The sequence below is a fragment of the Anabaena sp. CCY 9613 genome, assembly GCF_963920895.1.
In the GTDB taxonomy this organism is placed as follows: domain Bacteria; phylum Cyanobacteriota; class Cyanobacteriia; order Cyanobacteriales; family Nostocaceae; genus Cyanocohniella.
Genome location: NZ_CAWUDE010000006.1, coordinates 42,369 through 56,962 on the forward strand (window position 1 = coordinate 42,369; position 14,594 = coordinate 56,962).

The window sequence follows — 14,594 nt, forward strand, 5'->3', positions numbered from 1 at the left end:
AAAGAGATTTTGGGTGAGTTCTGCACTAATGACTAAGGACTAATGACTAATGGTTACTTTTGTTGAAGTTGATCACGTTGACCGTGTATTTGATTTGCCGAATGGTGGCAAGTATATCGCCCTGAAGAATATTGAATTAAAAATAAAAGAAGGGGAATTTGTTTCTCTAATTGGACATTCTGGTTGTGGTAAGTCAACTTTGTTGAATATCATTGCTGGTTTAGATCAAGCCAGTGTTGGTGGTGTGACTTTGGAAGGTCGGGAAATTAAAGAACCTAGTCCAGATAGGATGGTAGTGTTTCAAAATTATTCGTTGCTTCCTTGGTTGACTGTGCGGGAAAATATTGCTTTGGCTGTGGATGAGGTTTATAAAAATGAGCCTAAAGGTCAGCGCCGGGGCATTGTTGAAGAACATATCGATATGGTGGGACTGCGCCTAGCGGCGAATAAACGTCCTAGCGAGTTATCTGGGGGGATGAAACAACGGGTGGCGATCGCCCGCGCTTTGGCTACTCGTCCGAAGTTGTTGCTGTTGGATGAACCCTTTGGGGCGTTGGATGCTTTGACACGGGGAAGTTTGCAAGCCCAATTAATGAAAATCTGCAACGAACACAATGTTACTTGTGTGATGGTGACACACGATGTAGATGAAGCATTATTGTTAAGCGATCGCGTGGTCATGTTAACTAATGGACCTGAAGCGCACATTGGGCAAATTCTGGAAGTGCCTATTTCTCGTCCCCGTGAACGTTTGGAAGTAGTCAAACATCCCAGTTACTACAATCTGCGGAATGAAATAATTTACTTCCTCAATCAACAAAAGCAAGCTAAGAAACGCAAAGCACAGCAGATTCCAGCGCCAGTATTTAAATGTGGTTTAGAAAAAGTCAATTTAGAACTTGGCTTTATGCCTTTAACTGATGCTGCACCGTTAATCGTGGCGAAAGAAAAAGGCTTTTTTGCCAAGTACGGGTTAGAAAATATTACCCTCAACCGTGCAGGTAGTTGGAACGAAATTGCTAAAGGTGTGGCTACAGGCAAATTAGATGCAGCCCAAATGTTGGCGGGAATGCCCTTAGCTATGACATTAGGTGCTGGTGGAAAAACACCGATTTGTATAGTGAATGCCTTAAATCTTTCCCGCAACGCTAACGCCATAACTTTAAGCAAAAAATTATACAACCAAGGCGTCAGAAACCCAGCTGACTTAAAGGCAGTAATTAATGAATATCCCGATCAAGTTCTCACTCTAGGAGTCAGTCATCCCACATCCATGCAGAACTTAATTCTGCGTTATTGGTTAGCAGCTGGCGGCATAAATCCTGATCAAGATATCAGCTTGAGTGTGATTCCCCCAATGGAAATGGTTTCTCAACTCAAAGCCGGTAACATTGATGGTTATTGTGCAGGTGAACCTTGGAATTACATGGCTGTGCATGAAGGCTTCGGCTTTGTTGCGGCTACTGCTTTAGAAATTTGGTCAGGACAGCCGAAAAAAGTTTTAGGAGTGCGGGAAGATTGGGCGCAAAAGTACCCAGAAACTTATCTTGCTTTAGTTAAAGCATTATTAGAAGCTTGCCAATACTGTGATGAATTTCGCAACCGCGAAGAAATTTTAGAGATAATTTGCCGTCCTGAATATCTGGATGTAAATCCGGTATATGTTCGTCCTGGTTTCATCGACCCTTATAATCGCGGCGATGGTACTGAACCCCAGGAACTCACGGGATATAACCAGTTTTATCTGAATAAAACCAACTATCCTAACCGTACAGAACTTTTGTGGATGGTAACTCAATTAGCACGTTGGGATTTAGTGCCATTTCCGAAAAATTGGGTAGAAGTTATTGAACGAGTTTGTCGTGCAGATGTCTTTGGCGCGGCGGCGAGAGATTTGGGTTTGTTGGATATCGGTTGGGATGATCCGATTCATTTATTTGATGGGAAAGTGTTTAATTCTTCTGATCCAATTGAGTATCTTAATAGTTTGGAAATTAAACGGCAGGTTCGCATTGAAGAGGTGTTGATTTAATCTCACGCAGAGGCGCAGAGGCGCAGAGGAGTTGAAGAAACTTGTAAAAAACCTCTCTAATCCTAATTTCTCTGTGTCTCTGTGGTTCATTTATCAAAATACTTATTACCAAAACATAAACCATGCAATTAGTAAACAAAAGCACCCAAACAAACGAACTCCAAAACCAACAAAAAGATAACTTTTTAGTCATCGAAGGTGTCAGCAAAATTTACCCAACCGCTGAAGGCCCTTACACCGTAATCGATGGCGTTGACCTCAAAGTCCGCGAAGGTGAATTTGTCTGCATTATTGGTCACTCAGGCTGTGGTAAATCAACTCTACTCAACATGATTTCCGGCTTCAACACCCCCACCGATGGAGTCGTGCTATTGCAAGATAAACCCATTACTGAACCCGGACCAGACCGGATGATGGTATTTCAAAATTATTGCTTGCTGCCGTGGCTGAGTGTATTTGACAACGTTTATCTAGCTATAGATTCAGTATTTCCCCACAAAACCAAAGCCGAAAAAAGAGCGATCGCTAGAGAACACCTAGCAATGGTAGGACTAACAGAAGCCACAGACAAAAAACCTGGACAGATTTCCGGTGGAATGAAACAACGAGTGGCGATCGCCCGAGCTTTATCTATTCGTCCCCAAGTATTGATTTTAGATGAACCCTTCGGTGCTTTAGATGCCATCACCAAAGAAGAATTGCAAGAAGAACTACTGCAAATCTGGCAAGACCATCAAGTCACCGTTTTAATGATTACCCATGACATTGACGAAGCCCTATTTTTAGCAGACAGACTCGTCATGATGACCAATGGCCCAGCCGCCAACATCGGCGAAGTCCTAAATATACCCTTCTCCCGTCCCCGCAATCGTCGCCAAATCATGGAAGACCCGGAATACTACAACCTGCGGAACTACGCCCTAGACTTCCTCTATCGCCGATGCGCCCACGCAGAATAATTCGTAATAGAGCCTCCGGATGCCGCCAGGCTGTACGCAATTCGTAATTCGCAAATTTTGACAAAGGAATATTAAATGCTTTCAGGATTACTTTCATTCAACGGTCGCTACCGCATACTACATCTGACGTGGTTTGCATTCTTCCTTTCATTTGTAGTGTGGTTTAACTTTGCCCCATTTCAAACAGCTATCCAAGAAGCCCTCAACTTAACCGTAGCCCAAGTTAGAACCATCGCCATTTGTAACGTCGCCCTCACAGTACCAGCCCGCATCATCATTGGTATGGTATTAGATAAATACGGGCCACGCATCACCTATTCACTGCTACTCATGTATGCAGCGATACCCTGTCTCGCCTTTGCATTCGCCCAAAACTTCAGCCAATTAGTCATCAGCCGCCTCGCCTTGAGTATCGTTGGTGCTGGTTTTGTGATTGGTATCCGCATGGTTGCTGAATGGTTCCCTCCCAAAGAAATTGGCATCGCCGAAGGAATATATGGTGGTTGGGGAAATTTTGGTTCAGCCGCCGCCGCCTTTACCTTACCCACACTCGCCACAGCAGCAACGATTTTTACAGCCGGTCAACTTAACTGGCGACTAGCGATCGCCTTAACTGGTATCATCGCCGCCATCTACGGAGCGATTTATTTTTTCAACGTCCAAGATACACCATCCGGCAAAGTTTATCAGCGCCCCTCCCGCCACGGGGGTATAGAAGTCACCAGTAAAAGAAGCTTTTGGCTGTTGATGTTGAGTAATATTCCTTTAGTTGGCATCTTAGGCGTACTAGCTTGGCGCATCGCTCAAATTGGTTTACTCAATCAAACTCAATTATTCATCGTCTACTTGTTATTAGTTGGTTTGTACGCATTTCAAGCATATAAATGCTGGCATGTCAACCAAGATTTGATGATGGGGAAAAAACATTATTCTCCCCAAGACCGCTATGAATTTTCCCAAGTAGCAATTTTAGAATTAACTTACTTTGTCAACTTTGGTTCAGAACTAGCAGTAGTTTCCATGTTGCCGGCATTTTTCGAGTCCACCTTTACCCTTAGCAAAGTTTTAGCCGGCATGATTGCCGCTAGTTTTGCCTTCATGAACTTATTTGCCCGTCCCGGTGGTGGTTGGGTTTCTGATACAGTCGGTAGTCGCAAATGGACAATGACCGTACTCACAGGTGGTATGGGTATTGCTTATTTAATCATGAGTGGTGTAAGTAGTAATTGGTGGCTACCTTTAGCAATTGTCCTGACCATGACTTGTTCATTTTTCGTCCAAGCCGGCGAAGGTTCCACCTATGCGATCGTCCCCTTAGTTAAGCGGCGCATTACTGGACAAATAGCTGGTAACGTTGGTGCTTACGGTAACGTCGGCGCAGTCGCTTATCTAACAATGTATAGCTTGTTACCATCAGGCGACATTGGTAATCGCATCTTCTTCCAAACCCTCGGTGTGACCGCCTTAATTGTCACCTTCCTTTGTGCCTTCTTACTGAAAGAACCCAAAGGCTCATTTGCTGAACACCACGAAGGCGAAGCACCAGATATAGCAACAGATATAGCACCAGAACAATTCCCAATTAGGGAGAGATGAGGAAGAAGAAGCAGGGGAGCAGGGAGCAGAGGACAGGGGGAATTTTTCTCGCCTGTTCCTAGTCCCCTTATCCTCTTCTATTCCCCACTCCCTACTCCCTACTCCCCATTAATTGCCATGAGTGAATTTACCAAAACCCTATGTCCCTACTGCGGTGTTGGCTGTGGATTAGAGGTTTCACCACCAGCGCAACCAGCAAAAGCGACTAATCGAGATAGTCAAGGAAATCCAATTTGGCGGGTGCGGGGTGATAAAGCCCACCCATCAAGTCAGGGGATGGTGTGTGTTAAGGGTGCAACGATCGCAGAATCTTTAGATAAAAATAGATTACATTACCCAATGGTGCGAGACTCTTTAGATGAGGAGTTTCGCCGGGTAAGTTGGGATGAAGCTTTTAATTTGATTACCCAGCGCATCCAAACAGTCCGCCATACCCAAGGGCCAGAAGCTATTTGCATGTATGGTTCTGGTCAGTTCCAAACTGAAGATTACTATATTGCTCAAAAACTACTCAAAGGATGTCTGGGTACTAATAATTTTGATGCCAACTCACGGTTATGTATGTCTAGTGCTGTGGCTGGGTACATTCAAAGCTTCGGTGCTGATGGCCCTCCCTGCTGTTATGAAGATTTAGAAATCACAGATTGTGCATTTTTAATTGGGACGAATACGGCGGAATGTCACCCAATTGTATTTAATAGATTGGCGAAATCTCATAAAAAAAATCGCAAAGTCAAAATGATTGTGGTTGATCCCCGGCGGACACCCACCGCAGAATCAGCCGATTTACATTTAGCTATTCGTCCTGGTACAGATATTGATTTATTAAATGGTATTGCTCATTTATTGATGCGTTGGCAACTCATTGATGTAAGTTTTATTGATGATTGCACCAGTAATTTTTCTGAATATGCGGAAGTAATTCGTCATTATTCCCCAGAAGTTGTAGCAAATCAATGTGGGATCAGTATTGCAGATTTAGAAACAGCCGCTAAGTACTGGGGTGAATCTCAACGGGTGCTTTCTTTATGGTCAATGGGTGTAAATCAATCCAGTGAAGGGACAGCCAAGGTCAGAAGTATCATTAATCTACACTTGATGACCGCACAAATTGGCAAACCGGGCGCAGGGCCATTTTCTCTTACAGGTCAACCCAATGCAATGGGAGGTAGAGAAGCCGGGGGATTATCACATTTATTACCTGGTTACCGATTAGTGAAAAATCCCCAACACCGCACTGAAGTGGAAGATTTTTGGGGATTACCAAGAGGGCAAATTTCACCGCATCCCGGTTTAACGGCCTGGGATATGATTACTGGTTTGGAAAATGACGTTGTAGGTTTACTTTGGATTGCAGCCACAAATCCGGCTGTGAGTATGCCAGATTTAGAAAGAACGAAAAAAGCATTATTGCGATCGCCTTTGACAATTTACCAAGACGCATATTACCCTACAGAAACCTCTGCTTACGCCCATGTTCTCTTACCGGCTGCTCAATGGGGTGAAAAAACAGGCGTAATGACCAATTCGGAAAGAACAGTCACCTTGTGTCAAGCATTCCGTGAACCACCCAGACAAGCAAAAGCCGATTGGGAAATTTTTGCCGAAGTAGGACGCAGATTAGGTTTTGAAAAAGAATTTGCCTTTACTAACTCATCTCAAGTTTACGCCGAGTTCGTGCAATTAACGAGCGATCGCCCCTGCGATATGTCTGGTATCAGTCATGAACAATTGCAGATTCAAGGGCCCACACAATGGCCTCATCCTCAAAGAGGGAGTGGGGAATCTAAGCGGCTATATACAGATTTACGTTTTCATACCCCTGATGGTCGGGCGCGATTTGGGGCTTATTATTCTAAAGGTTTGGCTGAACCACCTGATCCAGATTTTCCTTTTGTCCTGACTACTGGGCGACTTTACGGACATTGGCATACACAAACACGCACTGGTCGCATTGAGAAAATACGTAAAATGCACCCGGAACCTTTTATCGAAATTCATCCCCGTGATGCAGCGGCGTTTGGTATTATTGATAACCAATTAGTGGAAGTGCGATCGCGTCGAGGGCAAGCTAAGTTTCCTGCTAAAATTACCAGAGCGATCGCACCTGGTACAGTGTTTGTCCCTATGCATTGGGGCGCACTTTGGGCTAATCATGCCGAAGCTAACGCCCTGACTCATCCCGAATCTTGTCCTGATTCTCTGCAACCAGAATTAAAAGCTTGTGCAGTACAGCTGATTCCCATAAGTACATTATTAGTGGAAAAACAGGAAACACAAGTCTCTCATTACTCTGTTGTCGAGTAAATTGCCAAGCTAACGATAGGTATACTAAGGCTAGATATCTCATTCTGCTCGGAAACGTTGAACATATGACAAACCGTGAGCAATTGATTCAGGAACTCGAACAGGCTCCCGATGATTTAGTACAAACAGTACTGGATTTTTTACATCGGGTTAAAGCTATACGCAAAAACCATCCTCTGGCAAAATTTGTAGGAATTTTAAGTGATTCAGAGGCAGAAGAGCTACAGCAAACAATCACGGCAGAATGTCGGCAGGTGGATTTGAATGAGTGGTGAGATTGCACTTGATACCTCTGCTGCGGTTCGTTTTTTGAATGGAGACGCGACAATTACTGAAAGGGCATTGGCCTTACCAGAAGTAATTCTCCAATGATTGTTGTTGGAGAGTTGTTATTTGGTGCAGAAAACTCAACTCGTCCGCTACAAAACTTGCCCCGCTATCTGGAGTTCATATCAGTTTGTAGAATTTTGCCATTAGGGAGAGAAACAGCAACAATGTATGCCCAAATCCGCTTGGCATTGAAGCGCAAGGGGCGGCCAATTCCAATGAACGATGTATGGATTGCTGCTCAGTGCTTAGAACAGGGTTGGGTATTAGTGACTGATAATACTGATTTTGATTATGTAAATGAATTGATAGTAGAACATTGGTAGCAGAATCGAGGTTGGGGTCAAGCCAAGTTTCCTGCTAAAATTACCAGAGCGATCGCTCCTGGTACAGTATTTGTCCCCATGCACTGGGGCGCACTTTGGGCTGATCATACTGAAGCTAACGCCCTGACTCATCCCGAATCTTGTCCTGATTCTCTGCAACCAGAATTAAAAGCTTGTGCAGTACAGCTGATTCCCATAAGTACATTATTAGTGGAAAAACAGGAAACACAAGTCTCTCATTACTCTGTTGTCGAGTAAGGTCTAACAAGTTGTTGCACCGGAATGTCCGAATATATTCAATTGAGTTACAAAGGTTAACTACATTCGGTGAGCTTGGTCGTTAGCCTGCTGTGCGCTACATTGTTTCAGCAGAAGAACTTGTAATCCTCAACATGACTGAACACAGCGCATGGCGAATTTCATTAGCTCACAAAATCGCTCCTGCTTTCACAGCGAATCCTGAAGTTGAAGCGTGTTTTGTATTTGGCTCGGCAGCATTAGGAATTTCAGACCAGTATTCTGATCTTGAATTAGGCTTCATCTGGTCACAATTGCCGTCCGTAGAAGAGTTACGAGCCACAGCGCAAAGGGTTGGTGTTAAAGGGTGGGAAATTGAGCCTTATGGAGAAGCGAAACAAGCATGGTTGGAGCAGTTCTACCTATACGATATGAAAGTCGAAGCGGGGCATTGGGCGCGAAATACAATGGACAGCATCGTGACTGATGTTGTTGAACATTACGATGTGGCGCAAAACGGGCTGTTGTTTGAGAAGCAAGCGTCAGCGTCTAATCTTCAACGGGCTATTGTTCTTTATGGCGAAGACCTCATCAAACATTGGCAAGATCGGCTTTATCATTATCCTGAAGAACTCGCTGTTGCGATGGTTCAGAAGCATCTGAAGTTTCGTCCGTTTGATGGGCAACACATTCTAACCAATCGCCTTGAGATCCCGATGCTGTACGAAAACAACTGCGCCATCACACGATGGCTTCTCAATATGCTGTTCGCGCTAAATCGTGTTTATCATCCCGGTTTCAAATGGACACGTTACTTTGTTGAAGAAATGAGCATTAAGCCGCCTGAGTTTTTTACCCGGTTGGAGCGCGTTTTTCAATCTGATGCTGCAAGTGGAACCCATGAGTTGCGACGACTTGTGGAGGAAACGTTTGATCTTGTAGATCAGTGTTTACCGCAAGTCGACCTCAAGCAGCAGCGTGAAAGGTTTAATCGGCTTTATCCGAGGTGGGATTTGCCCGTTGATCGTTAACTTAATGTCCATCAAAAACAGGCTAACAATCCGGCTACAGCACTGAAATGTATTGACAATGTAAATACGTTCTGCCTACACTAGAGGTATGGATGTGCATTTCGTTCTCAATGGCATCACTTTTGTCTGGAATGACGAAAAAGCCAGAATCAACCCAATAAATCATGACGGCGTTACGTTTTAGCAAGCCGCAGAAGTCTTCTTCGACCCACTACTTGTGGTCGTTGATGCCAGTCGTAACGATGAGGCGCGAGATGCTGTTATAGGTTTAGATCGACGTTGGAACTTGCTGTACGTTGTTTTCATTGAGCGCGAAAACGACATCATTCGGATCATTTCATCTCGTAAAGCGACACGCAAGGAACGCGAATATCATGAAAGCTGAGGCGTTGAGAAAACGGTTGGATAGGAATCGCCCTATGACGACGATCACTATTCGGATGCCCGAAGATGTAATTGAGGATTTGAAGCGAGTTGCACCATTGCTTGGTTTTTCTGGATATCAACCTCTAGTACGTGCTTATATTGGTCAAGGGTTGCGGGTTGATTTGGAGCGTTTAGAAGGTGATACGGTATCTGCATTGATTGCAAGCCTAAAGCGACACGGTGTCAGTGATGAAGTTATACAAGAGGCACTAAGTGAAGTAATAGGGCGTTAGCTTGAACTTTAGTCGCAGCCAGCATCCTAACACGTCACGGCAGCGGACGGACAAAAGCTACCTGTGTAGTCGCCAAAGTATCTACAGCCGCCACGTTTTGCCGTTAACGGAAAGTTTCCGCATAATAAATAGTTAGCTGGACTCCGAGGACTGGTTGAGGTAATTGCACAAGATGGTTGCCTGGAAGGTGAGACGCAAGCAAAATTAGACTCGGAACTGCTTGGAGAATATCCCAAAATAGGATATCATTTGTCTATGCAGTACATACAGCCGTCTATTTTGTCACTTAACTCCGCTCATGAAGGGGATTCCGTTAAAAAGCGAAAGCAAGGAGGTGAATCCACTTCAAATCTTGTCATGTCTGCCTATATGGCGGGCAATGCTGATGTATTTCCTGAAATCCTTAAGTTACATGTTCCTGAAGGGGCAATTGTTGCAGATGTAACTTGGGGGAAGGGGGTTTTTTGGCGCAACGTCCCAGAGGGCAAATATAAGGTTTTACCTACTGACATATCAACAGGGATAGACTGTCGTAAGTTACCTTATGAAGCTGTGTCAATTGACTGTGTAGTTTTAGATCCTCCCTACATGGAAGGGTTCTATCGGAAAGAAGGATCACTGAAAGCTGGTTCAGGAACACACTCAGCATTTTCAGATGCTTACTCTAATGGTTATGAGGTCAACGATGACACTGATAACGTTGGTACAAAGAAGTGGCACGCAGCGGTTACTGATATGTACTTTAAAGCTGGTAGGGAAGCTTTTAGAGTCTTGAAAAAGAACGGAGTGCTTATAGTCAAGTGTCAAGATGAAGTAAGTGCTGGTAAACAGTGGCTAACTCATGTTGAAATTATCAACGAATACGAAAGAAAAGGCTTTTATTCAAAAGACTTATTTGTTGTGTTAAGAGCCAATAAGCCTTCAGTCAGCAGATTGAAAAAACAAGTACATGCAAGAAAAAATCATTCATACTTTCTTGTTTTCGTTAAGAAATAAGAAATCACACATTTACTCCAGCCCGATTTCTGAAGGATCAGAACCTTCTCCAGACTCTAACATTTCATCTAACAGAAGCTTAAGATCGCTGTAGAAAGGTGGTTGTGGAGGCCAAGTAACTGGTATTAAGCTTGAAATTAAAGCTGACTGCTCTTCAGGAGTATATTTTCTGTATGAAGAAAACGGCAAATCTTTATTCCTGGCAAACTGGAACTGCCAAGTTTTATTGAACTCGTAACAGTTAACAGCTAAGATGTCAAATTCTCCTCGTAGTAGGAGTGTCGTTTTCAATTGTTTACCACTTGGAAGAGTTACAATTCTGCTATCACTAGCGTCTACTTGAGCTTTGCCAGACCAAAGTTGAGTTTTTTCATCAAATTTAATCTGACTTGTTTGCAGAGATTTGGATTCAACGCTAAAAACTCGATGATGGTAAATGATATGTAAATCGCCCTTTTTCTTTCTATCATGATCATCAAACTTCTTCATTGACCCTATCCCAGGGAAAGCAGAAATTAACTCTCTTAATTTTAATTCTGCTACATAGCCAAAAAGCATACCCCTGAGACTTGGGTTCTCTTGCAACAGAATTGTCATTTCATCAGCAGTTACTTTCCACTCATCCATAATGGTTGGTTCAGGCAATGTTTCACTAAGAATTGTTCTTATCAGCTCACAGGGATCAAACTGGAGAGCTATTGAAATTTCCAAAAACTCGATAAGATCGAGCCTACGCTCACCACTCTCATATTTGGAAACAAAAGATTGCGGACGGTTTAGAACGTCTGCGAGTTGTGCTTGTGTGATGGCTCGTATTTGGCGGTACTGTACAAGTAACTCCCGGAAACGCCCATACTGTTCCGTGAATATGGATGAAGTCATGCTTTCCTCCTTCAATGGAAGAAAGTGTAATATCCCATGTTGGGATATCCCAAAACAGGATATTGCTCACGTGCGCGTTCTGAATTTGAAATCCGTTCCAAGCAAGGTGGATAGCAATAAAGATGAAATCCCCGTTGGAAGCGACTAGTGAGGCAAGGTTTAACAACCCGCTTGGAGCGGACTGACAAAAGATATGGATTGGAGATGCAAAGGTTACTTACTTGTCGCTCCTCACTTTAGCCGTTCCAAAGGGTTGGACGAACCACCTGATCCTGATTTTTCTTTTGTATTGGCTACTGGGCAACTTTACGGTCATTCGCATACACAAACATGCACTGATCGCATTGAGAAAATCCGCAACATGCACCCGGAACCTTTTATGGAAATTCATCCCCGTGATGCGCCTACTTTGGGTATTATTGATAACCAATTAGCGGTAGCGTGCCGGAGGCTCTAGCTATGCCGTACGGACAAATTATGGATACTGGTATGATTTTTATAGACAGGAAATACAAAATTTGTGGGATGCAGGGAGCGAATGGGGCTAATATTCCAATAAATTTATTTTTATTTTTGAGGATAATCTATGGACTACCGAAACCACATCACGATCGAACCTAATAAACGCGGTGGTAAGCCTTGCGTCCGTGGCTTGCGAATTACGGTTTATGAAGTGCTTGAGTACCTAGCTTCCGAGATGACCGAAGCAGAAATTCTCGACGATTTTCCTGATCTGACGCGAGAAGATTTAAAAGCCTGCATTGCTTATGCTGCTGATCGTGAACGGCGATTTATGACCGCTCCATTATCCTCATGAAATTACTGTTTGATGAAAACTTATCGCCCAAGTTGCCGAATCGTTTAAGTGATCTTTTCCCAAACTCACTTCACGTCCGAGATGTAGGAATGAAAGCAACAATCGATCCAATCGTTTGGGATTATGCAAAAGACAATGATTTGATGATTGTCTCGAAAGACGCTGATATGCACGACCTGAGCTTAGTATTTGGAAATCCACCGAAAGTTATTTGGCTTCGCCTTGGAAACTGTTCGACATCGCAAGTTGAAAATTTGCTGCGTCGGAATTTTGACACGATTAAATTGTTTTATAAAGATGAGAATTTATCGCTGCTTGCTTTATCATAATGCACTGATGCCTTTAGATATTTTTTCACGAGTTTTATAAATGGAGAATGCACAAGGCGATCGCGTCGGGGGCAAGCCAAGTTTCCTGCTAAAATTACAAAGGCGATTGCGTAAACCGCACGCTGCGCGGTAAGCGTAAAGCCCTAGCGGGCATAGCTGCGCTTACCGCGGTAGCGTTCCGGAGGCTCTAGCTATGCCGTTAGGCTTATCGCTCCTGGTCACTTTGGGCGAATCATGCCGAAGCTAACGCCCTGAGTCATCCCGAATCTTGTCCTGATTCCCTGCAACCAGAATTAAAAGCTTGTGCGCTACAGTTATTCCCAGTCAATGCAGATTTACTCATGGGACAATATGAACGACAAGGCTCACATTACTCTGTTGTAGATTAAATTATTTATCCTCTCGCATAGGTTACCAAATCTTGTAGCCCACCCAGGTGGGCTTTATTCATATAGCCACAGACTGGAAGTTGTGAGCTTTTTTGAGCAAAAAATAGAAAAATTGACTTAAATTGAGTCTGAAGCACTCAAATAATATAAAATACCTGAGTTCGCAATAAATCAAGAATGATGAAATCTTTGAAGAATCCTTAGCAATTAGTGAACCCATATGGTTTCCCTTGTGTATGGCAATTATTTTCGGATTATGTGCCTCTACACTGATTGCATTCCTGGTAATTCCCTGTCTATTTTTACAGTTGATACCAAATAACTGATATGAGACAACTATTTAGAAAAATTAGGAATCTGGCTAGAGACGAAAAATTTTTGCATGTGATAGAAAATATCGAAGTGCTTGTCTCTAAAATATTATCCCTGGCAATGGTAGTGGTAATTGTCGCCGCAATTTTTGATCTAGGAGTTTATCTAATTAATGAATTATTTACTCGTAAATATGGCAACTTTAATCAAGTATTATTTACGATTTTTGGATTATTTTTAAATATTTTAATTGCCTTAGAAATATTAGAAAATATCACAGCCTATCTCCGTAAACACGTAGTTCAAGTTGAATTAGTAATTGTTACTTCCTTAATTGCGGTTGCCCGGAAAATTATTATTCTTGATTTGGAAAAAGTTAGAGGGCTTGATATCATTGGACTAGGAGTGGCAATTTTAGCTTTAGCAATTAGTTATTGGATTATTCGTACCAGCAATAATAGAGCTTAAATTATCAAAATTAATTATAAATTACCAAAATGAGGTTTACAGATTGGGCAACTAGAGTACTACTTATTTCGCTGATGTTTGTCGCTGTGATTACGGCGTTGTGGCTGGGAAGAGTCACACAATTACAAAGCAATACAATAAATTCCCGTACAGACAGTTCAGACATTACTACAGACTGGAGTCAATATCCACAAGCAAAATTACAATCAACCGAAAACCAAGAGGATAAATTTCCCGAAAATTTGCAGCAATCTTCAGCTAAAACCAATCAACCGACTGGTCGATATCAAACTACTGAAGCTTTTGTTAGGTACAAACCTCGATATGAAATAGCCTTGGTACACCCCAGCAATTATGGCGAACGTTATACGCGAGATGCTAATAATTTACCTGTGAACAATCAAGCAATTGTTGTTCTCCATGAAACTGCTGCTGCTGCTTCCAGTGTCATTAATTTCTTTCAGACACCCAATGAAGATGAAAGTGTACAGGCAAGTTATCACGCTTTAATCAAACTAGATGGAACTGTGGTTTATTTAGTCCCTCCAGATAAGCGAGCTTATGGAGCAGCTAACTCAGTGTTTGAAAGTCCTAACGGCGTAGAAACTGTGACAACTAATCCCAACTTAGCTTCGTCTGTCAATAATTTTGCTTATCATGTTTCTTTGGAAACACCACCAGACGGACGGGGAAATAATTTCCTCACATCTCATAGTGGTTATACAGAGGCTCAATACAACTCTTTAGCTTGGTTAATTGCTCAAAGTCAAGTTCCAGACTATCGCATCACTACCCATAGAGCCGTAGACCGTTCTGGTCAAAAAATCGACCCTGTAAGTTTTGATGGGGAAAAGTTTCTGCGCTTACTGCATACCTATCGTCAGGTAACTCCCAGTTATCAAGCCAATAATTAAAAGTCAAACAATT

Annotated in this window: 14 protein-coding genes and 3 pseudogenes; 16 read left to right on the forward strand and 1 reads right to left on the reverse strand. The window is 42.9% G+C overall.

Features of this window, described 5'->3' with window-relative positions:
- Positions 1 to 49 precede the first annotated feature (49 nt).
- The 11 genes and pseudogenes from ACM0OT_RS08860 to ACM0OT_RS08910 all read left to right on the forward strand — a co-directional run bounded on the left by ACM0OT_RS08860 (position 50) and on the right by ACM0OT_RS08910 (position 10,470).
- Entirely contained in the window at positions 50 to 2,032 is a 1,983-nt protein-coding gene (locus ACM0OT_RS08860) for a nitrate ABC transporter ATP-binding protein (RefSeq protein ID WP_414564010.1), read from the forward strand.
- A 122-nt stretch (positions 2,033 to 2,154) separates the two neighbouring features.
- Positions 2,155 to 2,991, forward strand: a complete 837-nt coding sequence (locus ACM0OT_RS08865) for a nitrate ABC transporter ATP-binding protein (RefSeq protein ID WP_414564012.1) — start codon at positions 2,155 to 2,157, stop codon at positions 2,989 to 2,991.
- Between the two features lie 75 nt (positions 2,992 to 3,066).
- Positions 3,067 to 4,587, forward strand: coding sequence for an MFS transporter (locus ACM0OT_RS08870; RefSeq protein WP_414564014.1), 1,521 nt, complete (start codon positions 3,067 to 3,069; stop codon positions 4,585 to 4,587).
- Positions 4,588 to 4,704: 117 nt separating this feature from the next.
- A complete protein-coding gene (locus tag ACM0OT_RS08875; RefSeq protein WP_414564015.1) occupies positions 4,705 to 6,894 on the forward strand; it encodes a molybdopterin oxidoreductase family protein in 2,190 nt (729 codons plus the stop codon).
- A 65-nt stretch (positions 6,895 to 6,959) separates the two neighbouring features.
- Positions 6,960 to 7,169 (forward strand): hypothetical protein, encoded by a 210-nt coding sequence (locus ACM0OT_RS08880; protein WP_414564017.1) that lies wholly within the window; start codon positions 6,960 to 6,962, stop codon positions 7,167 to 7,169.
- 93 nt (positions 7,170 to 7,262) lie between these two features.
- Complete coding sequence (locus ACM0OT_RS08885; RefSeq protein ID WP_414564019.1) at positions 7,263 to 7,547, forward strand: PIN domain-containing protein; 285 nt, start codon at positions 7,263 to 7,265, stop codon at positions 7,545 to 7,547.
- Between the two features lie 18 nt (positions 7,548 to 7,565).
- Positions 7,566 to 7,805, forward strand: a pseudogene (locus ACM0OT_RS08890) (molybdopterin dinucleotide binding domain-containing protein); the annotation flags it as partial.
- A gap of 134 nt (positions 7,806 to 7,939) precedes the next feature.
- A complete protein-coding gene (locus ACM0OT_RS08895) occupies positions 7,940 to 8,815 on the forward strand; it encodes a DUF4037 domain-containing protein (RefSeq protein WP_414564020.1) in 876 nt (291 codons plus the stop codon).
- 196 nt (positions 8,816 to 9,011) lie between these two features.
- A pseudogene (locus ACM0OT_RS08900) lies at positions 9,012 to 9,200 on the forward strand (BrnT family toxin); the annotation flags it as partial.
- Positions 9,190 to 9,474: a hypothetical protein gene (locus ACM0OT_RS08905; protein WP_414564022.1), complete on the forward strand. Its 285-nt coding sequence runs from the start codon at positions 9,190 to 9,192 to the stop codon at positions 9,472 to 9,474. The pseudogene ACM0OT_RS08900 and the gene ACM0OT_RS08905, both read left to right, overlap by 11 nt.
- A 255-nt stretch (positions 9,475 to 9,729) precedes the next feature.
- A complete protein-coding gene (locus tag ACM0OT_RS08910) occupies positions 9,730 to 10,470 on the forward strand; it encodes a DNA methyltransferase (protein WP_414564024.1) in 741 nt (246 codons plus the stop codon).
- Positions 10,471 to 10,482: 12 nt separating this feature from the next.
- On the opposite strand, the gene ACM0OT_RS08915 is transcribed toward ACM0OT_RS08910, so the two are convergent.
- Positions 10,483 to 11,352, reverse strand: coding sequence for a helix-turn-helix domain-containing protein (locus ACM0OT_RS08915; RefSeq protein WP_414564025.1), 870 nt, complete (start codon positions 11,350 to 11,352; stop codon positions 10,483 to 10,485).
- Between the two features lie 244 nt (positions 11,353 to 11,596).
- On the opposite strand from ACM0OT_RS08915, the pseudogene ACM0OT_RS08920 reads away from it, so the two are divergent.
- The 5 genes and pseudogenes from ACM0OT_RS08920 to ACM0OT_RS08940 all read left to right on the forward strand — a co-directional run.
- Positions 11,597 to 11,785 (forward strand): annotated as a pseudogene (locus ACM0OT_RS08920) (molybdopterin dinucleotide binding domain-containing protein); the annotation flags it as partial.
- 153 nt (positions 11,786 to 11,938) lie between these two features.
- Positions 11,939 to 12,169 carry a DUF433 domain-containing protein gene (locus tag ACM0OT_RS08925; RefSeq protein ID WP_414543560.1) on the forward strand — a complete coding sequence of 77 codons (231 nt, stop codon included), beginning with the start codon at positions 11,939 to 11,941 and terminating at the stop codon, positions 12,167 to 12,169.
- Positions 12,166 to 12,498, forward strand: coding sequence for a DUF5615 family PIN-like protein (locus tag ACM0OT_RS08930; RefSeq protein ID WP_414564026.1), 333 nt, complete (start codon positions 12,166 to 12,168; stop codon positions 12,496 to 12,498). The genes ACM0OT_RS08925 and ACM0OT_RS08930 overlap by 4 nt, the downstream gene beginning before the upstream one ends.
- A 716-nt stretch (positions 12,499 to 13,214) precedes the next feature.
- Positions 13,215 to 13,667: a phosphate-starvation-inducible PsiE family protein gene (locus ACM0OT_RS08935; RefSeq protein WP_414564027.1), complete on the forward strand. Its 453-nt coding sequence runs from the start codon at positions 13,215 to 13,217 to the stop codon at positions 13,665 to 13,667.
- A gap of 29 nt (positions 13,668 to 13,696) precedes the next feature.
- Positions 13,697 to 14,581, forward strand: coding sequence for a peptidoglycan recognition family protein (locus ACM0OT_RS08940; RefSeq protein WP_414564029.1), 885 nt, complete (start codon positions 13,697 to 13,699; stop codon positions 14,579 to 14,581).
- Positions 14,582 to 14,594: the final 13 nt, after the last annotated feature.

Coding starts and splice junctions, on each gene's coding strand:
- ACM0OT_RS08935 (WP_414564027.1), top strand. CDS start 13,215: ATGAGACAACTATTTAGAAAAATTAGGAATCTGGCTAGAGACGAAAAA.
- ACM0OT_RS08905 (WP_414564022.1), top strand. CDS start 9,190: ATGAAAGCTGAGGCGTTGAGAAAACGGTTGGATAGGAATCGCCCTATG.
- ACM0OT_RS08885 (WP_414564019.1), top strand. CDS start 7,263: ATGATTGTTGTTGGAGAGTTGTTATTTGGTGCAGAAAACTCAACTCGT.
- ACM0OT_RS08930 (WP_414564026.1), top strand. CDS start 12,166: ATGAAATTACTGTTTGATGAAAACTTATCGCCCAAGTTGCCGAATCGT.
- ACM0OT_RS08915 (WP_414564025.1), bottom strand. CDS start 11,352: ATGACTTCATCCATATTCACGGAACAGTATGGGCGTTTCCGGGAGTTA.
- ACM0OT_RS08925 (WP_414543560.1), top strand. CDS start 11,939: ATGGACTACCGAAACCACATCACGATCGAACCTAATAAACGCGGTGGT.
- ACM0OT_RS08865 (WP_414564012.1), top strand. CDS start 2,155: ATGCAATTAGTAAACAAAAGCACCCAAACAAACGAACTCCAAAACCAA.
- ACM0OT_RS08880 (WP_414564017.1), top strand. CDS start 6,960: ATGACAAACCGTGAGCAATTGATTCAGGAACTCGAACAGGCTCCCGAT.
- ACM0OT_RS08940 (WP_414564029.1), top strand. CDS start 13,697: ATGAGGTTTACAGATTGGGCAACTAGAGTACTACTTATTTCGCTGATG.
- ACM0OT_RS08860 (WP_414564010.1), top strand. CDS start 50: ATGGTTACTTTTGTTGAAGTTGATCACGTTGACCGTGTATTTGATTTG.
- ACM0OT_RS08870 (WP_414564014.1), top strand. CDS start 3,067: ATGCTTTCAGGATTACTTTCATTCAACGGTCGCTACCGCATACTACAT.
- ACM0OT_RS08910 (WP_414564024.1), top strand. CDS start 9,730: ATGCAGTACATACAGCCGTCTATTTTGTCACTTAACTCCGCTCATGAA.
- ACM0OT_RS08875 (WP_414564015.1), top strand. CDS start 4,705: ATGAGTGAATTTACCAAAACCCTATGTCCCTACTGCGGTGTTGGCTGT.
- ACM0OT_RS08895 (WP_414564020.1), top strand. CDS start 7,940: ATGACTGAACACAGCGCATGGCGAATTTCATTAGCTCACAAAATCGCT.